We start from the raw sequence: 20,307 nt of genomic DNA on the forward strand, positions 1-20,307 counted from the left end.
CTATTCCTGCCATTCAAGCAAGTTGGTCTCCACGAAGGGTTGGCGAATATCCTGCGGAACACGAATAGTCTTGATCTCGCACGGTTCAAACGAGACGGTGATGGTCCGATTCCAGCGCGGCAGTCTGATGACCGCTTCTGTTCGAATCTTCGCGGTTTCGTAGCAGCGAATGATCATATCCGCATTGTCTTCCGCCTTCTTGACTGCGCCAACGACGATATTCGCCTTGTCGATCTGCAGCAGCGATTCGGATTGCGGGAGCGAGCCTTCATGGAACGTTTCAAGCAGGATGACCGGAGGCTGATTCAACTCGGTTGCGCGGTGAACAGTCTCTGCCATCTCCCAAGTTCCTTGATGCGGGTATAGGGCATACTTGAACCTATGCAGCCCCTGATCCATAAACGAGTACAAGCCTTCGGGATCCGGAACGGCAGGGGCATGCTGCGCATAGACGGGACTGCGCAATACGGTCAGGCAGATTTCATTGTTATGAATACTGTAGCTGTACTTGGAATCATTCAGAATGCTAAGCCCGTAAACTTTTCCCGTTCCTGGAATCAGCCCGCTCATATCCACCCACGCCTGACCCGGAACCTCTTCGCCATGATGAGGACGCTCGATATGCCCATAAGGGATTTCATACGTGTAGCGCGTATTCGATAGATGAACCGGGAAGGCGAGCTTCAGCATCTTGAACTGCTCTCTCCAGTCGACGGTTACCTGCACGTCGATCTGATCTTGGTCCGGATACATGATGTAATCCTGAATTAGCTTCGAGCTGCCATACTGGCTGGTTACGCGAATCACCGTTTTGACCGGTCCATGCTCGACGCGTCTGACGCTGACTGCTTTGAAGGCTCCGACTTCGTTCGCGTAGCGCGTTACATCATGGCTCCATGTGTCGCTGTGATCGTCAATTACGACCGGACGGGCAGGCGCCTTCATATACTCGAACTGCGCAGCCTTGTCATAGAGACTTGTAATGAAGCCGGTTTCCGGATCGAACTCGATCCGGAAATAGCCGTTCTCCATGGCATAATCATTGGATTTCAACGGGGATGTTAGTTTCTTATCGACCGTAGCGACCGCGTTCGGCGTTAATTTGAACACGGCATAACCTAACGATGGAAGTTCTGCCCAGAAGCTGATCCGGCAGCGACCCAGGGTGGTTGCCAGCGACTGCACCAGCTGATAAGGAATGGAACGACCCGTTTCGTCCAGCAGCGCATACGACTTGTCAAAGCTGGCAAGCTCCAATTCTACATTTACTTTCGTGGTCCAGGTGTTCGGATTGAAGACCACGATCGGCTTCATGCCCTCCACTTGTTCAATCCCTATATTCCAGGCAAGCGACTGTATGGCATAGTTCAAGCCGCGTTCTGCGATCGCAATCGCCTCTCCGTATTCATTGCGGGCATCCTCATAGGCCGGTTCAATGCTCGTTCCCGCAAGAATGTCGTGAAATTGATTGAAGAGCACATTCTTCCAGGCCCGGTCAAGATCGGCCGGATAAGGCTGATCCGTCATCCAGTTGGCAAGCACGGAGAATTTCTCTGCCATGACTAGTAAATTCTCCGCCTTGCGATTCCATTGTTTAATCCCGGCATGCGCGGAGTAACAGCCTACCGCATGCATTTGCAGCTCGTCATGAATCACGGGATAGACAGCGGACGGTTTATCCATGTCCTCGAAGAACAGGTTCGGCGTACTGAACTCAAGCTCCGGCATATCTTCCCTCTCATTCAGCTTGCGGATGCTTTCGATATTCTTCTTCGTCGGGCCTCCGCCATGATTGCCGACGCCGTAGAAGCACATCAGCTCGGATACCGGCTCCTTCAATTCCGTTGCGCAGCGGGCTACGTGCTGCTCCAAGTCTTCCCACCATGTGCAATATTCGAACATGATCCGAAAGGTGAGCACGCGGGAGCCGTCATCCGACTCCCACCAGAATACCCGGCCGGGCAGCCCCTTCTCTTGCGGACTTGGCCGCATGAAGACATAGTAGTCCATCCCGCTCTTCTTGAGGATTTGAGGCAGCATACCGTGATGTCCGAAGCTGTCGACGTTGTAACCGACCTTAGCCGTCACGCCGAACTTCTCCTTGAAGTAACGCTGACCGTACAAGCCTTGGCGGACGAAGGACTCTCCGCTTGGGATGTTGCAATCCGGCTGAATCCACCAGCCGCCTACGAGATGCCACCTGCCTTCGGCAATCCGCGCCTTGATCTCCGCGAACATGCCGGGGTCGTTAAGCTCGACCCACTCGTAGATCGCAGCAGAGCTTGACGTAAAGAGGAAATCGTCGGATTCGTTCATCCTGTCGAGCGCCGAACGGAAAGTCGCCTTCGTCTCTTGAAACCCTTCCTGCCATCTCCACAGCCATACAGGGTCCAAGTGGGCATTGCCGATCATATGAAGCTTGCTGTTCTTCAAGGTAGAAACGTTCAATGTAGATACTCCCTTCCATCCATCCCAATCTATTTTTCCAGCTGGTCTATCATTTCGTTAATAATCTGGCAATTACTACGGCTGCCTGCGCACGGGTGGACGACTCATTCGGGTAGAAGCTGTCGTTATACCCTTCCAGAACGCCCAGGCTTGTTGCCAGTGCAACACCCGCTGATAAAGAAGCAGCTATGAAGGAGCGGTCCTGGTATGCCGACAGATTAGCCTCGACATTCTTCACTTGCTCATACTGCTCGACGGCAATAAGCGCTCTTGCCGCGATTACGGCCATCTCAGCGCGGTCGATCGGCTCGTTAGGCGCGAAGCTGTGCGCCGTCCGGCCTTGAATGATTCCGGATTGCGCAGCAGAAGCAACCGCAGCATAGAACCAATCTGATTTCTTGACATCCGCGAATGCGGAAGCATCAGCCGAAGAGTCCTCGAGATGGAACGCCTTGACGATCATCGCGGCAAACTCTGCGCGGGTCACAAGCGCATTGGGAGCGAATAGGCCTTGGCCTCGCCCTTCAATAATCCCCTTCGCAGCCGCGCCCGCAATTGCATCGCCGGCCCATGCGGATACGCTTGACGTGTCCGTAAATTCGACTCGATGCTCGACAACGACATAGGTAGAGAATGACTTTCTTACCGCTTCAAAGGATTGATCTTCCTTGTTATAGCTTCCGCCCACATATACGAGCTTGCCGTCCACGACTTTGGCTAACGTCAGCAGCTCCGTGTTCAGCCCGTTAACATCGCGGATCGGAAGCTTGACGGCAACCGGATTGGCGAAGCTGAGTTTATGGCCCTTCACATCCAAAAACTCGATCTCATAGACATCGGATGCAGCCTTCACGCCGCTAACGGCAGGCAATTCCGCGGTCGGTTTCTTCGAAAGGACAAGCGACGTTGTATCAGCCAGATCGCTCAGTTGAACGGAAATCGCTACGCCGTTCACGATGATGGCAAGCTTGTCGATACCAGCGTCCTTTGCCTTCCGGATGACCGCAGCGTCGATGACGATCTCTGACCGGTCTGCGTTTTGCTTGCCAAGATCCAGCGTAACGGGAATCTTGGCTTTATCCGCGGCGGAATCGAACTTGGCCAGCGCCGCATTCACTTTGTCCGCATTAAGCTTGACTTCATAAAAGAGATCGGACAATTGCGCCGCCTCCATGCTCAGCTTGGACTTGCCTGCGGAAGTATCCACGAAGCCGGAGACGTCCAGACGGGATAATTGTTGCAAAGCCATCTCTGCCAGCTCGGTAGCATGTCGAAGGAAGAGCTGTTCCTCATGGCCGGGCTCCGGTTGAGGCATCGCTGCCAGCTTCGTGCCGAGCTCATTCAAGGCCTTCGTCACTTGCTCGGCAGTTGGAGCTGCGAGCTGAACGGCCGGCGGCGGAGTAGATGTACTTCCGTTGCCATCTCCATTTCCGTTACCGTTGCCGTTACCGTTGCCATTACCGTCACCGTCTCCATCTCCGCTGCCATCCCCTTCCGCACGGGTAACAACGACGTTGTACGCATAGGTTCCGATTGCCGTATCGCTCGAAGTCAACTGAATTGGAATGAGGTTCGTTCCTTCCTGGAGCTCGACTGCGACCGGATCTGTTCCCGAATGAAGCACGCCGTTAATCTTCACCGCATCATTGGAGTTTGCGGGCACGGCCGTCAAATCAATCGTGTCAACGTCGTGCTCGACCGAAGCCGAATAGGATCTCGTCGAGATGCTGAAGGCTGGAGTCAAGGGAACAGATCCAGCTCCCGCATGGATAGATAGCTGCTTCAGCGTCGGGTTGAGCGTTCCGTTGGCAATAACGATATCGTCGATGTATCCTTTCACGATGCCGGTTCCGTCGTTCCGGTCATAATTAATCAGAATTTTATCGATCGTCTTGTTATTCAGCCATAAACCGATATCGGCCTGAACCAAATTCCAAGCTCCGACGCTGCCTCTGCCATTGGCAGGATGCAAATTCTCCCCTGCATAATCAAAAGCGCCGCTATCCCGCAAATTGCTGCCATCCGACATGACAAAATCAACGGAGGCGAATCGTCCCAATTCGGTTTCCGGATAGAACCAGTAGCTGAGCTTCGTATCCTTGCTCACGGGAATGTTGACGTCATAGGCGAAGAATACGCTGTGCGATTGATCGTTGCTGTTATCGGACCCGGCATATTTCAGCGCTTTCTCGCCGCCGTGGGCGCGTTCGCCCGATGCTTCGAGCACGGGTTGACCGGTACCGTCCTCGCCGGATACGTTGCTTAAATTCTCGAAGCCGCTTACATTCGGCAGCTCCTGTTCGCTTTCCATGCCGGACTGGAACAGGATGCCTTCTTCGGCTGGGGTGCTCTCGATCGGCACTGTGTCTGACAGGAGGATATCGTCGATATAGCCTTCATACTGACCGATATAAGGATCATCCCCGTAGTCAATCATGATTTTGTTGATCGTCTTTCCGATCAGATCCGTTCCAACCGCCAAGCTTCCCAAGTCAACGACCACCTGGTTCCACTGCCCGACGACGCCTCGCTTGTTAGCGGGATGGAAGCCGATTCCGTTCTGATCCTTCTTATTGGCGCCCCGAAGATCGCCGCCGCCTTCAAATGTCATATCGACAACCGCGTTTCGTGCGCTGTCGTTGACCGGGTAGAACCAATAGCTCAGCTTGGTGTCCTTCGTAATGACGACGCTCGCATCGAACGCACCGAGATTCGCGTAAGAATTGCCATTTGCCTTATCATCCCCGGAGTACTTGATCGAGCTATCTCCGGTATGCTTCTTCGCGCTGCTTTTCTCCAGGTTCGCATTCTCGATGTTAGATACGCCATAATCGTAAGTCGTAGGAGCGATGTCGCCCGCTTCCCCGCCATTGCGGAAATGGATTTCGTTCTCCGGTTCGTTGTTGCTGATGAGAAGCTCATCCAACCAGCCCCTAAAAGGTCCGATACCGGCATCATCTTCGTAATCGAGCATAATGGTCTGAATTGTTTTGCCTGACGCGAATGAACCGACATCGACATTGATTTGGCGCCATACCCCGATTTCCCCGCGGGCATTCGAGGCGTGCATGCCAATATCATTCGCATCCTTAGCGCCACCGGTATCTCGCATGACCGAGCCGTCCGTAAAGATAAAGTCGATGACTGCATGACGGGCCAGCTCATTCTCCGGATAGAACCAGTAGCTGAGCTTCGTCTGCTCCGTTACGGGCAGATTGACATTCTTGTACAAGTAATAATTGACGTAAGAAGGTCCGCTGCCGTTGTCCGTTCCGGAGTACATGAGCGATTTATTGCCTTCATGCGGCAGACCGCTGTTGATATTCAAGCTCGGGCTGCCGGAATGGTAGCCCGCTACATCGCGCTGCGCTTCCAATCCGCCATCCGGCTTCTGCTCGCCGTCTTCAAACGCGTTATCGAACAATACGCCTTCTGCCAGGGGAGGCTTTGGCATTTCTCCGTTCGTAATGACGATGTCGTCCATATAGCCGGAGAACTCGCCAGGCCCCAAGTTCGTCTCGAACCCGATCATAATCGTCTTAACCGTTTGACCGGCCAGCTTCTCGCCAATGTTGACTTTCACTTGCGACCATTGGCCTTTGGTACCGCGCGCATTCGTCGGATGCATGCCTATGCCGTCATAATCGGCGGCTCCCGAATCGCGGAGCGAGCCGTTATCGGCCGTAATGAAATCAATCGCCGCGAACCTACCGCGGTCCGAGGTCGGCTTGAACCAATAGCTCAGCTTCGTATCGGCATTGACGGGAATGTTAACGCTGAACGCTTTGAAATAACTGAAGCTCGTTGTGCCTACGGCGCCAGTCACGTTGCCGGAGTATTTCATCGACTTCTCGCCGGAGAAAGCATCTTCGCCCGAAACCTCCAGCAGCGGGTCATCATTGGCGCTCGCAAGGCCCGACACGTTATTCTGATTCTCAAACTCGCCCAGCCACGAAAGCTGCGGGTCGCCTGTATCGAGACCGGAGCGGAACAAGACGCCCTGCTCATCCGGCTGAGCGACCGGAGGCGTTGTAACCAGCGAAATCGGTTCATGCGGAGCCGGCTTCATGGCCGAGTCGTACACCTCGAACTCATAGATGCTCGCTTTGCCCGAGCCATCATCGTCTTGCGTTGGCTTCGTAATATTCAGCTTCAGATATCTGGCTTGAACCGGCGTGTCCAGCGTGCGGTCTGTTCGGTTCTCCGAATTGCCCGACACCGTATCGACCGTGCTCCAATCGTTACCATCGGAGCTGACCTCAAGCTGGAAGTCCTTCGCGTTCAGCGAAGCGTCGTCTTTCACGCCCGCATGCAGAACGACCCAGCGGTCAAACGAAGTCTCGCTGCCCAGGTCCACTTGAAGCCACTGAGGTCCTTCTTCCGAAGCCATCCATTTCTTCCCGAATTTCTCCGTGCCGTCTACCGCATTGCCAGGACGGCCGGCAACCTGATCCGAGGACATGTCGAAGGAGCTGGCTGTCGCCGGCTTATTCATGGCCAGGTTGGCCGTTCCGATATTCCCTGCTTTGTTCCAATCGATCATGTCCCAATATTTATTGATATCCATGTCATAGTTGCCGGAATATAACTGGCTCTCTCCCAGCCAGAACAATCCTAGTAGATTAGGAATCGTCTGCATGTGGGAGAACATCAGCTGAATTTCGCCGTCGGAGGCATCCAGGTTGGCATTTTCGCCGGCAATTTGGTAGCCTTTGGCGGCTGCGAGCCCGCTTAAATACGTGATCGGACTCGGATAATCCGGGTACCAGTTCTCGGGCGCTTCCGCCCAGCTGCACCAAGGAACGATCTCATCGTCGCTAAGCGACGTTTGTTCGGTCATATCGATCTGCGTAGCCCAGTCCAGACCCAGGGAGAAGGAGTTATCTTTCTCGGCCTGCGTGGACCCGTCGAGCCCGTTCGCTACCGCCGATTCAATTTCTCCCGGACGAAGACCGAGGGAAGGATACAGAATGGCCTTCTTCGCGTTAGGGAAATAGTGATGGAATGCCTCAAGCAAGGCGTTCTGATGATTGCCGAGGCTCTCGAAATAAAACTTCAAGAACGCTGCAGCCTTCGTATGATCGGCATCGTCCGGATCGCCGGGCTTCCAGTCTTTGATCAGATCGGGCTTCTTCGCATTGGCGCTAGCCGAGAATGCCCAGTAGGAATTCTTGTGCCCATTGAAGGCAGCATCGGGATAACGAAGCTCATCCCAGCCCAAGCCGCCGACGCGCACGCCGTAGAAATCATCCTTCATATCGCTGAAATTCTCGGCAAGCTGCGCGATATAAGCAACTTGGGCGTTCTTCACGTCATCGTTAAAGACGGCATCCGGGACATTGTTGCCGATGCCGCCAACCCATGTATCGCCATACTGATTGACGAATTTCGTGTCGCCATTCAAGCCGAACACCCAGGCCGGCGCGTATTGAAAGCCTAGCTCGAAGAAGACTTTGATTCCGTTATCGCTGTATCGTTTGATTTTCTTCTTCACGCTGTTCACGTAGGATTGGTCGAATTGGCCTTGTGTCGGTTCGAATTTATCCCAGTATACTTCCAGCATCACGACTGAAATGCCGGCTTTCTTGTAATCCTCGATTTTGCCCAAATTGCCGCTTCCGTTCATGACGCCGTAGAACGGAGCAGCCTCTGAAGCAGGATCGGCCGCTGCCGTTCCGACCGCGGTGAACAATTGAACCGCCACCATCGTTAGCAGGATGAATACGCTCAGTACTTGCTTCCTTATTCTCATAGGCTATCCTCCTCATTTTTGGAGATACCATTTGTCGCATCATTCCGAATTCGTGCGATGCATAAGCTGCGGATGAGACAAGAAGATCAGCCGCTCTCGGTATAATTCGAATACTTCCTTCGGCTGATCTCTGAAGAACGGATTGCTTGCTTATTTGTTTGCTTGGACTACTTTTTCAGGAAAGCATCGATTTGAGCTTGAAGCTCGGTCTGAATCTTCTTCAAAGGCGCTGCGCCTTCGCTCTTGAATGTTTCCCAGTACTTGTCGGGGTCGATGGCGCCGTTGAAAATTCCCGCATAATACTTGCCTTGAATGCTGGAGAATTGAGCGATCTCGTTCTTAACCTTCGTTGCATCGAACGTAAAGCCGGTCAAGATGTCCGCCGTGAAGTTGTTTGCATCTCGGATGAAGCTTTCGTATTTCATCGTTTCTTCGTCCGTCGTATCGATCGTATATTCCATGACCGGATTCCATACGAGGCTGAACGATCCAAGGCCGCCGCCGTTCTGATCCTGGTTAGGCACCAATTGCTTGAAGCGTTTCTCCCCTGTCTCTTCCCAATCCTTGCCTTTCACGCCATGTTCCACCAGCATGTAGTTCCCCTCTTGGTTCGCCCAGTCCAGGAACATCATCGCGCGCTCTTTGTTCTTGCTGACTTTAGGAATGACGACGAAGTTATCTACCATGAAGTTGGAGATGTTCTTGCCGGGCGTCAGATCGAAGAAGCGAACCGCTTCCAATTCCCCGCCGGGAATTGTTTTCCCAAGCTCTTCTTTATTAATGATCGGACCGAATACGTTCTGCGGAGCAGCCATCGTAATGTTCTTCACGATCGTATCTCTGCCGATATTTTTGGATGTCAGTACGTCCTGCGCGATGACTTTATCCGTATACAGCTTGCGAGCGTCCTCGATCTTGCTCCACACTCCCGGCTCCATCTCGTCGAACAGGTTATACGCCTTGCCGTCGTTTCCTTTGTAGTACAGCACGACGCTGCTGTTCAATGCTTGGGTAGGTCTGATATTCAGGCTCGTATCGTCTCTAAGCTGCCAGTTGACCCACGTATAGCTCAAATCGCTCGCGCCAGGTCCGAGCGTCAAGTTCGGATATTTCTCGTGTGCCTTGTACAAATAGTTTTCCAGATCCTCATAAGACTGGACCAGCGGCAGATTCAAGGCTTCGCGAACATCTTTCCGGATATTTACGGAATGTCCTTGAATCGTGAAAATGCTGAGCGGAACGCCCATTGTCTTGCCGTTGAATGTATTCGCATCCCAAATTTGCTGCGAACGCGCCTTCACCACGTTGGGACCGTATTGCTCCAGCAAATCGCTGATATCCGTATAGAAATCGGAGTTAATCATTTGATTCATGTGCAGCCATGGCGCGTCGTACATCAAGTCGGCGTTCTCGCCTGCAGCCAGCATGATCTTGGTCTTCTGATCCAAATCCGGCCAATCGATATACGTAATATCCAATTTGGTGTTCTGCCCGTCTTCCAGGAGCTTCTTCTCCACGGCTTCCTTGACGGACTTGTAGTTTGCCGGCTCTGTTCCGGGCAAGACCAGTTTCAATGTAACCGGCTCCATCGGATCTACCTTATCCGATGCCTTCCCATTGCTTGCAGCAGCGTTGTTCGCAGCTGCATTGTTGCCTGCTTTCGTGTTCGCGTTCTCGTTTGTGTTGGATGAATTATTGCCGCACCCTGTGAAAACAATTGCCATACTTAGTGCACATAGCAACGCTGACACTCTCTTCATGTTAAACCCTCCCCATGATTGATCATTCATTTTCTATATTTCCATTAGCGAATGCTAACAAAAACCGCGTTTAGCCTTTCACCGAGCCCAGGGTTAACCCTTTGACGAAATACTTCTGCACGAAAGGATAAGCGAATACGATAGGTCCGATCGTGACGCATACCATCGCTAATTTCAGTCCTTCCGCGGGCGGAATTAGAACGCCTGTGGAGAATAGCTTGAAGCTTTGACTATTCAGAATTTGCCTTAACAAAATCTGCAGCGGATAAAGATTGGTATTATCAATAAAGAGCAGGCCCAGCCACCAGTCATTCCAATACTGCAAGGAGAAGAACAAGGAGACCGTCGTAATGACCGGCGTAGAGATCGGCCTTATAATCTGGAAGAAAATACGCCATTCATTCGCGCCGTCGACGGTTGCCGACTCATTGATTTCATAAGGCAAGCTGCGGAAATAAGTGACGAAGATGAAAGCGAAGAACGGATTCATGACGTAAGGCAGAATCATGACCATCATGGTGTCCTTCATATGCAGCCAATTCACGATTAATAGATAGAATCCGACCAAACCGCTGCCAAACACCATCGGGAGGTAGGTCATCATCGACAGGAAGTTGCCGAATTTGGCCTTCCGATGCGCGATGACATACGCGAAGGCGGCCGTTACGAATACGCCTAGAATGGTGCCCAACAGCGTGACGGTGACGGTGACGCCATAACTCTTGAAAATTTGGTTGCTCTTGAACAGATATCGGTAGGCTTCCATGCTGTATTCGGAAGGAAACAGGACATAGCCCTTGTTCAGCAGCTTCTCGGATGCGAATGAATCGATGACGACGATCCAGAACGGAACCAGGCAGCCCAAGCCGGCGAGAATAAGAAAGGCATAGACAACGAACATGAACATGCGCTCTGACATGGTATTTTCTCGGATTTTCGCTTCCATCAGAACAACCTCGAATCTTTATCGATTTTGCGTACGATCGCATTGAAGATGACGATCGTCAGTAAACCCATTACGGATTGATAGAGTACGATCGCCGATGACATGCTGAAATCTCCCAGCTGTCTCAGAGCACGATACGAATAGGTGTCAATGACATCCGTCGTCGGATACAGAACTCCGTTATCGCCGATAATGCCGTAGATCATTCCGAAGTCTCCATAGAAGATTTTTCCGATGCCTAGCAGCGTTAGTACAATGATGACCGGGCGAAGCAAAGGAAGCGTGATCTTCGTCACCTGCTGAAACCGCGTCGCTCCGTCGATGCGGGCACTTTCATAATAGTCCCCGGAGATACCGACGATGGACGCGAGGAGAATAATGGATAAGTAACCGGCATTTTTCCACACGGACACCATGGTCAGAATGATCGGCCACACCCATGGGGTTTGATACCAATCCACCGCTTCCCAGCCGAACCAAGCGAACAGCCGGTTAGCAATTCCGTTGGTGCCGTTAAACAGCCCGAAGACCATAAGAGAAACAACAAGCCAGGAAATGAAGTAAGGCAGAAACACGAAGGATTGTACCAGCCTCTTGAAGACGGCTGCCCGGATCTCGTTCAAAAATAGCGCGAACAGCGTCGCAATTGCAATTTGAAAGAATAGAAATAAAGCGTTCAGATACACGGTGTTCCACGTGATTTTTAGCCAGTCGGGGTTGTCGAAGAAGAACCGAAAGTTATCAAATCCGACCCAATCGCTTCCGAACACCCCCTTCTGCAGCTGGAAGCTCTTAAAGGCTAGCAAATGACTGCTGAGCGGCGCATAAGAGAAGACCGCCAGAAAAATAAAACCCGGAATCGCCAATGAATAAAGGTATTTGTTCTTGATTAATTCCTGTAGTACTCGCACTGCATCCTCACCTTTCCAATTCAGTGTCTCGTCGATGTGCAAACTGTATCACCAGCGGCAACCCATTGGAAAGTCCTTATTCTACAAGGAGTATCGGATATGACTTTTGCAAAGAATCGCAAGGAATACTGTCACTTTCAACACCGGATCAGCACCGCTAGTACCTATTAACACCTACAATAAAGGCCAGTAGTCTCGAATAGACTACTGGCCGGCATGATGCATCTGCATCGCCATAACACTAGTTATTTCATCATGTCCCGATACTGCTTTGGCGTTAAGCCTGTCACCTTCTTGAATACGGAGAAAAAGTGGCTTTTCGTCAGGAAGCCGGAGCGATCCATAATCTCGGCTATCGTCTGATCGGAAGAAACCAGCTGCTTCTTGACGAATTCGATTTTGTTCTCAAGGATGTAATCGCTGATGCTGATGTTAGTGATCCCTTTAAACAGCTGTCTCACATAACTCACCGACAAGGATAAGTGATCCGCGATGCCTTCGAGCGACAACAGCGGGTCATGCAAATTGGTATGAATGAATTCCTTGATCTCATTTACGATCTCCTCTTTATGCCCGGTCACCTTAGGTGCGGATATTTCCTCCACGATACGGCCAATCAGCCTCTCCATCCATTCAACGGCCTCATGCAGGGCGTGAAACTGGTCCAGCGTTCTGCTAATTCCGTTAATCTCTTGAATAACGTTCAACCGGCCGAAAGCTTTCGTAATCTCATACACGAACAAGGTGAGCTGCAGCTTGCATTCCGCGTACGAAACCCCAGCCATAACCCGCAGCTGCTGCCGAAGTCTCAGAATGGCCTCTTCCCCTTGTTCGTGCCGGATGGATAATATAATATCCTCTGAAATATTCTCGAAGGATGGAACAGTCCCCACCAGATCCGTGTACTGCTCTTCCGTAAATATCTGATTATCGCCTTTAATAAACTTCAGCATGGTAAGCTCGTAAATATGTTGGTAGAGCTGATGGAAGTCTTCCTCCGCAGTGCCCGGTTGGCTAATGGCAATGGCGGTTGATAGCTTGATGACGGATTCAATATGCGCTTGAATGTCGAATAAGCGCTGCTGCAAGCGTTCGCCGGATTCTTCCTCATCGGCGCCAACCCATATCAGAATATGGTCGCTCCCCATGTCCAAGCATTCGACGGCATAGCCCGAATGACTGAGAATCTCTTCGGCGATATTCCGCATTGCATATTTCAGAAGCTTGCGTGAAAGGAAGTCATATTGCTCGCAGAAGAGCTGGTAGGACTCAATGCGAATGACGGCCAGATACAAGCAGCTTCTGCTGAGCAGCTTCGTCTCAGAACGAAGAAACTCGCTTCCTGCCAATGATAATTCCCCTTGATACAACCATTGTCTGAGCTGTTCCGAGCGAACCAGGTCATGCGTTTCCCGAATCGACGAATGTAGCGACTCCACATTATCGAGCAGCATATCCAGACTCTTATTCATGAAAGAGAATTCGCTGTGCGTCAGTATGTTGGAGAACGATACCGTTCGATTGTCTTTGGGAAGCTTGATTTGCAATTTATCGACCAAGTGCGAGAGCGGACTCAGCGAGCGTCGCGAGCTCCAATAGAACAGCGCGGCGATCAGCGCCAATACCAAACAGGAGAAGACGATGATTTGCTGCTTCAACAGGCTGACCTTTGAAGTCAGCTCGGAGTAATCGACGGCATAATAGATCTGCCAGTCCGATTTGGTTGTCGCTTCGTTAATGACCCAACGGTTGCCCTCTGCCCGAACGTCGAATTGATTCTCGGCGTTCTTCAGATAGGCATCTCCGACTTGCTTGACGAATTGGTCATCGCTCTCCCCCAGCAGCCTCTTGCCATCCGCTGAAAGAATGAATAACGCCACGCCTTTAACCGAGTCGGGACCAAACAGGAAGTTCATGATCATTTGCTCGTCAATCAACAGAACAAGAAAGTTATTCTCGTTCTTCTTCGGCGAGGCCGGAGAAATCATCGCCAAATATTCATTCCCCTCCACCTCGTGATTAAAGACGGTGAGGTATTCCTGTTCCTTCGCCTTCTCCAGAATAATCCGATCGTTGAATGCTGCATAGTCGATCTCGCCTTGTTTGGAATCGATCACCTTCCGAGTCAGCGTATTAATGAGATAGGAACGCGCGATAAACTTCTCGTTGAACATAAAATTATTTTGCGTTCGTATCGCGGCAGTCGTGTTTAAGACGTTGTCGGGATCGCCGTAATACCAATTCTGAATCGTTTGATCATTGTAAATCGTATAGGCGTTATCCTTTAATTTATCGAATATAAACTCCGTATTGTACCGGATATTGTTGACTTTGGACTGGGCCGTCTCGTTGAGCTCCATCATCGTATAACGGGCAAATTGGGAGAATAGCAGAATGACAAACGGAATAAAGACGATGACGAACAAGCAGATAAAAATAAGAAAATTCCGGAAATAGATTCGTTGATACCCCGTCTTGGTCATGTGGATTCCCCTTAATCAAAATCGATGATAAAGCGCTTTCTTAAATTTGTATCACATTGTCTCTCAGCCAACCAGTAAACCATTCATTAAATAAGTAAATAGATGGAAGCTTCGCGAATATCGCATACAAGCCGGCACCGATTGGGAATCGATGCCAGCTGGTTAGATCTTATTAAGGTATAAGGTTGGCGTAATCGCTTAATGTGGCATTAGTACCCGTTCCGAACTGCGACTCGTTCATCCAGAACGTAGCGGTCATATTAAGCGCTCTTGCCTCCTTGTCGATGAATGCCATTTGCGCCGCCGTGTTGTTCCCCGAATTCTCTCCCGCGATCCGTAGTCCTTTCACATTCGCCAGGTAAGCCATATATCTGAGCGGGCTTTCCAGGTTATGCGTGCCGCCTGTTCCAGGCTGCTCGGTCCATGTGCAGTATGGAATGGCCTTTGGATTGGTCAGCGCATTGATCTGTCGCTCCCAGTCCAGTCCCATCTGGAGCTGACCGTTGATTTCAGGCGCTGTGCTCCCGTTAAGCCGGACATTCACGGCCCCTGCCACATCGCCAGGCCGAATGCCCGAGGACGGATAAAGCACGTATAAATAAGCATTCGGATATTTATTGCTGTACGTGCCGATCAACCAATTCGAATAATCGGTAAGCTTCTGGAAGTAGTAATCGATAAATTGTTGAGCTTTTGTCGTATCGGTATCTCCCGGCTTCCACCCGGGAACAGAAGAGCCAGCTTGGGCATTGGCGTCAAAGACCCAGTATGAATTCGTATGCCCGTTAAAGGTCGGATCCGGGTATCTTAATTCATTCCACCCGAGTCCGCCGACCCGAATCGCGTATACATCCGGAAAGTCTTGCTTTACCCTGGCGATATAATTCGCTTGGGCATTTCGCACGTTAGCGTTAAATACGGCATTCGGCACATCATTGCCGATGGTGGAGGAGCTCCATACATCGCCATATTGATTCTTAAACCTCGTATTGCTATCCAGATTGAATACCCAGGCCGGCGGATATTGGAGCCCGACATCCAATGTGATTCTAAAACCCGCATTCTTGTAGGCGTTATAAATCGCTTGCTTGCTGCTGATGTAGCTGGAGTTGAACGAACCCTGCGACTGTTCATACTGATCCCAGCCAAGCTCAAACGTCAAATTGGTAATTCCGGCAGCCTTCTCATCGGTCAGCAGGCTCGTGCTTGAAGGCGTTTTCAACAAGGCATAATCGATTCCCAGCGATGAAATCATCAGATCATCAATATAGCCTCTGAACTGTCCCGTTTCGGGTGCATGATCGTACGCGATCAGAATACGGTCGATTGTTTTGCCGCTTGCCCAGGCTCCTATATTGCTCTTGATTTGGGTCCATTGATTGGCCGTTCCCCGCGGCGCGGAAGGATGCATGGATCCTCCATTCGTATCGACCGCCCCGCTGTCTCTCAGATTCGTGCCGTCCGTATAGATGAGGTCAACGCCGACATATCGGCCCAGATTCTGTTGCGGGTAGATCCAGTACTCCAATGTCGAAGTGGGATCCACGGGAATGTTCACATCGAATACTTTGAAGTACACGCTGGACGCGGACGTGCTGTTATCTTTGCCGGAGTACATGAGCGCTTTCGTGCCCGAATGCGCCGACTCCTGTCGGACTCCGAGCTCCGGCGCTCCGGTGCTGTATGCGCCGACATTGTTAATGCTCTCTGTTGTATCGGTCCAAGTCGGCTGGATCTGCTGTGATTCCACCCCTCCGAAGAAAGCGCCCGGATTGGATGAGGTAATCTGGATATCATCGATTGAGCCCTTAAATTGCCCGGTATCAGCCGCGTGATCATACGCTATGAGTATGCGGTCAACCGTCTTGCCGCTCACCCAAGCGCCGATATTGCTTTTGGTTTGAGACCACTGATTCACGGTTCCCCGAGGCGTATTGGGATGGAGCGCGACGCCGTTCATATCGACCGCACCGCTGTCCCGCAGGTATGTACCGTCCGTAAATACTAAATCCACCGCGACATAGCGGGCTAAATTCTGTTCGGGATAGGTCCAATAGGATAACTTCGAGGTTGCGTCCAACGTAACGTTGACGTCAAACACTTTAAAATAAATAGAGGACTGCGAGGTGCTGTTATCTTTGCCGGAGAAATGAAGCGATCTGCTCCCCATGTAAGCGCGGTCGGTGTCCACGAACAGTTCGGGATTGATTCCCGTGCTGTAACCCGCTACATTGCTCGAGCTCTCGATTGTACTGGACCACGTCGGATAAATGTCCGAGGTTTCAACGCCGCTTGCAAATGTCCCAGCAGCATTAGCAATTCCGAGTGGAAATTGAAACACCGTACACATCATCAACACAACGAGTACTGCAAACGATACCCTCTTTCCGAACCCATCCATTACCATTCCCCCTTATAAAATATCAGTCCTAGCACCTGAATTCGAGATTGAATTCAAATGCATGAGTAAATGTATCATCCCCGTTTGGAAGCGATAAAGTCCTTATTCTAGCTGCTGGTATTCGATCTGACTTTTTGGCAGTAAACTGGAGACTTGACCCAGAAACGAGTTCAGGCAATGGAAGGGCCAGATGTCCCTCAGCAAACGTGGCCGGCCAAGGCTTCGGCATGCCCTATTCATGGCAACCATGGCCCTCATCATGAACGATGAATCGTTTAAACGACAGCAAGAAATAAATGTAAAGACGAAAAGCATGAAGTGCCGATGCGCTCAGTGATGAAGCTTTGCGGCATACTGGCTCGCCTTCTGGTTGCCATGGCACGGAGCGGTGAAGCTTACGAACCGCATCACGCTCTTTTCAAAAGGACACAGAACCGTACCGTTAGGATACCCACCGGATAGGCGTAACGAAGGAATGAAAGGGCATCGACCCGTCGAGAAATGGGAGTGAAAGCCTCCGGAAGTACGTGGAGCAGCGTGCAGCAGCGCAGTACAAAAAGGAGCGAATACTCGCCCCTTCTGTTCCCGCATGCGCTTCGGTTGCCAAACTTGACAGTACGTCCCCTCTTCTTTCCGGGTAGCCATTTGTTCTTGTCATTTGGTTTTGACAAGAACTTGATCCCATAAATACAAAAAGCCGCGATTATCGCGGCCTTTAATGAGTTAATGCTCTTGTCATCCGACAATATCGAAAATCTTTCTCACGAAGCATCCCGTTTAATGAATTATCAATCCGTATAGAAAGGTTTGCCAAACAACAGTTCGAATTCCTCCAGTCAATCCAGTATAGGCATATTTTGTTCACTGGTTTTTTATGTATACTCACCATTCGAGGTGTTGTGAATAGGATGACATGTGCCTACTATCTGCCGACCTTGGAGGAAAGTTATGAATTATGTGAATCCTTATTGGAGAGCTCCTTCTCTTGTTCCCGTCTGGCTCACCACTCCCCAGCAAGCAGCTGAACTAATTAAGGAGTCTGTACAAGGAGAACGAAGTGACGAACTGTTTTATGATCAGTTGATCAAGATGGCTCCGAATGCACAGCAAGCTGCCATCATCGCCTCGATAAGAGACGATGAACGGGGGCATAATCGCATGTTTAGGCAAATGTACCAGGACTTAACCGGCTATCAAGTCACAGGGACATTGAACGAAGATAATCCGATCGTGAACTCGTACATGGACGGCTTGCAGAAAGCGTTCGATGGCGAATTGGCCGCGGTTGAGAAATATAGAAAGATCTGGTTTGGGCTCCCGAACGGTATCTATAAGGATACTTTGTACGGCATTATCGTGGATGAACAGAAGCATGCTGCTAAGTATAACAATTTACTTTTGCGCAATTTAAACACCGGGTTATATCGGGGTATGTCGCAGTCATAGTCGCTCACACCTTCCCACCTCCATGTAGCTCTTGGTGAGATTCCAATCTTTGGGGCTGTCATCATAAAAGGCAACTGGTCTGATTGTCATGAACCTAATGCAAAAGCCCGGACGATCTCAAATCGCCGGGCTTCTTTAATGATGACGTTCTGAATCATTGTCACATCCTTATACTGTCGGCCGGAGGTAACGCCTTCCCGCATTATTTGCATACAATACGTTAGGGAATTTTGTATGTACATCCGGGATCGTAGCGGAAAGGAAATGTCATATGGAAAATTTAAACGAATTATTAAAAACTACTAGAGAAATTCAAATAGCGAAAATTGAATTCATTGCTGCGTCAATTACTGCAATCGGAGACAGTTTATCAGTAGTCGCTGCCGGTCTTGCCCTAGATGCTTTGGAAAACCCGATCGATCAAATGTCGCAAAATCCATCGAATCGTTCAAAACAGTTGGACTCTATTCATCAAAATTTGGATTATTACATTAACGAATTGATACAGATCAGAAATCGCATTTGATCAGGTTTACGCTCTACGCTGCTCTGCCGAATTAACCTGAAGCTGAATGCTCTTGTTGGTGAATCATGGTACAACCCCGGCAGAACAAGAAAAATTCGCTTGTTTCTGGAACACGAGCAAGGGAACCTATTGACGCAAGTATTATTTGCCGACGACTGATAGACAAATTGAAAGGACGACTCGTCGCCTAACGTTGCTTTTTCCAGTCACGGAAGTAACTCATTATCATTTATTGGGGGCCCTCCCAAACGTGTTACAACCCATAATTCGCTCTCACGAGGAAAAAGGTTCAGTAATCGAACAAACTTTTTGACGATACTCGCTAGAAATCTCTTTAGGTGTAACGCAAAACAGCCAGCATCCGGTTTCCCGGTTGCTGGCTGTTTCACTTTAGATGTTGGAACTATCAAGTTCATCCAGCGAGAGGGAATCGCGCTTCGAATACCGTCTGCCACATGTCGCTCATCGCTGAAATCCGTCCGCCATGCGCTTCAATGATGCTCTTGACGATGGCAAGCCCAAGTCCCGTCCCGCCGGTTACTTTGGAACGGGATTGCTCAACCCGATAGAATCGGTCGAATATGAACTGCAGGTCGCTATTCGGAATTGGCTCGCCGTAATTGACGAAACGAACGATCGCTTCCCCCTCTTCTTCGGCAATGGCAATCACAACTTGCTTGCCGTCAGCGCCGTACCGGATCGAATTGGAGAGCAAGTTCTCGAAGCTGCGAACGAGCAAGTCGCCGTCCGCCCAGACTATGACTCGATCCACCTTCGCCGTTATACGAAGAACGACGCCGGCACGCTCCGCAGAGGGAACGAACTCCTCCGCGAGCTGACGGAGGAACCCGACCAAGTCCAATTCAACCGGTCGGATCGGGTAGCCGTTGTTCACACGCGTATATTCGAAGAGATCGTCGATCAGCTTCCTTAAACTCTGTGCCTTCTCGTAAGCGATGTTGACATAATGGCGCAGTTCCGTCTCGTCTCTATACCGGTCTTCCTCGATAACTTCGAGGAACCCGAGAATCGAGGTGAGCGGCGTTCTTAAATCATGCGATACACCGGTGATCAGATCGTTCTTCGATTTCTCGGCGTTTCGCTCCTCCTCGATGGATCGGCTCAGACGGGCAGCCATTTTATTAATGCTATCCGCGACTTCGGCAAGCTCACCATCTCGCACCGGAATCGGACTGTCAAACCGTCCCTCGGCTATTTTGTCCAAGCCATCCCGGATCTCCACCAAATACACCCTGAGTTCGGAAGCCATCCTGTTAATGCCAGCCGCAACTGCACTTAGCTCGTCCGAGGCATTCACTGGCAGCGTTACATCGAGCTGCCCGCTCCTGATTTCATGCAGCGCGACCTCGATTTCTTTCAAGTAACGGGTCAAACCGCGTGCGAACAGGAAGAACATTACGACGAAGACGATAATCCCTGCAGTGATCATGACGGGGTACGAACCGATATGATTAATGATCCAAGGCAGAGGCCAGACGAGGAGATTATAGATGAGAAGCCATTGGAGCAGCTGCCTGCACAAGTAAACCAGAATCAATGAAGCGACCGCGCTTTGGAGCAATAGAAGCAGGAGCTTTACGCGCAGCGAGTAGAACCTTTTCCAATCCATCCGA

Annotated in this window: 11 protein-coding genes; 3 read left to right on the forward strand and 8 right to left on the reverse strand. The window is 50.7% G+C overall.

All coding sequences use genetic code 11. The annotated features are described in order from the left end of the window. The 7 genes from GT003_RS05345 to GT003_RS05375 all read right to left on the reverse strand — a co-directional run bounded on the left by GT003_RS05345 (position 1) and on the right by GT003_RS05375 (position 16,701). Entirely contained in the window at positions 1-2,448 is a 2,448-nt protein-coding gene (locus GT003_RS05345) for an alpha-mannosidase (RefSeq protein ID WP_204798980.1), read from the reverse strand. Positions 2,449-2,497: 49 nt separating this feature from the next. Then, positions 2,498-8,200, reverse strand: a complete 5,703-nt coding sequence (locus GT003_RS05350; RefSeq protein ID WP_161695174.1) for an S-layer homology domain-containing protein — start codon at positions 8,198-8,200, stop codon at positions 2,498-2,500. Positions 8,201-8,367: 167 nt separating this feature from the next. Then, positions 8,368-9,774, reverse strand: a complete 1,407-nt coding sequence (locus tag GT003_RS05355; protein ID WP_161695176.1) for an extracellular solute-binding protein — start codon at positions 9,772-9,774, stop codon at positions 8,368-8,370. A gap of 256 nt (positions 9,775-10,030) precedes the next feature. Next, on the reverse strand, positions 10,031-10,879 hold the full coding sequence (locus GT003_RS05360; RefSeq protein ID WP_161695179.1) for a carbohydrate ABC transporter permease: 849 nt from the start codon (positions 10,877-10,879) through the stop codon (positions 10,031-10,033). Between the two features lie 26 nt (positions 10,880-10,905). Continuing rightward, positions 10,906-11,817 carry an ABC transporter permease subunit gene (locus GT003_RS05365; protein WP_161695180.1) on the reverse strand — a complete coding sequence of 304 codons (912 nt, stop codon included), beginning with the start codon at positions 11,815-11,817 and terminating at the stop codon, positions 10,906-10,908. A 245-nt stretch (positions 11,818-12,062) separates the two neighbouring features. Then, the gene (locus tag GT003_RS05370; protein WP_161695181.1) at positions 12,063-14,300 is read right to left on the reverse strand and encodes a helix-turn-helix domain-containing protein; all 2,238 of its coding nucleotides are present in this window, start codon (positions 14,298-14,300) and stop codon (positions 12,063-12,065) included. Between the two features lie 172 nt (positions 14,301-14,472). Beyond that, positions 14,473-16,701, reverse strand: a complete 2,229-nt coding sequence (locus GT003_RS05375; RefSeq protein ID WP_161695182.1) for a hypothetical protein — start codon at positions 16,699-16,701, stop codon at positions 14,473-14,475. Positions 16,702-16,891: 190 nt separating this feature from the next. Here GT003_RS05375 and GT003_RS05380 point away from each other — a divergent pair, with 190 nt between their 5' ends. The 3 genes from GT003_RS05380 to GT003_RS05390 all read left to right on the forward strand — a co-directional run bounded on the left by GT003_RS05380 (position 16,892) and on the right by GT003_RS05390 (position 18,673). Beyond that, entirely contained in the window at positions 16,892-17,038 is a 147-nt protein-coding gene (locus tag GT003_RS05380) for a transposase (RefSeq protein WP_161695183.1), read from the forward strand. 611 nt (positions 17,039-17,649) lie between these two features. Further along, positions 17,650-18,147 carry a ferritin family protein gene (locus GT003_RS05385; RefSeq protein ID WP_161695185.1) on the forward strand — a complete coding sequence of 166 codons (498 nt, stop codon included), beginning with the start codon at positions 17,650-17,652 and terminating at the stop codon, positions 18,145-18,147. Positions 18,148-18,418: 271 nt separating this feature from the next. Beyond that, positions 18,419-18,673, forward strand: a complete 255-nt coding sequence (locus GT003_RS05390; protein ID WP_161695187.1) for a translation initiation factor 2 — start codon at positions 18,419-18,421, stop codon at positions 18,671-18,673. 412 nt (positions 18,674-19,085) lie between these two features. Here the strand turns inward: GT003_RS05390 and GT003_RS05395 are convergent, their stop codons facing one another. Further along, entirely contained in the window at positions 19,086-20,303 is a 1,218-nt protein-coding gene (locus tag GT003_RS05395; protein ID WP_161695189.1) for a sensor histidine kinase, read from the reverse strand. Between the last annotated feature and the right edge of the window lie 4 nt (positions 20,304-20,307).

This window comes from Paenibacillus sacheonensis (assembly GCF_009909195.1).
Lineage (GTDB): Bacteria > Bacillota > Bacilli > Paenibacillales > Paenibacillaceae > Paenibacillus_Z > Paenibacillus_Z sacheonensis.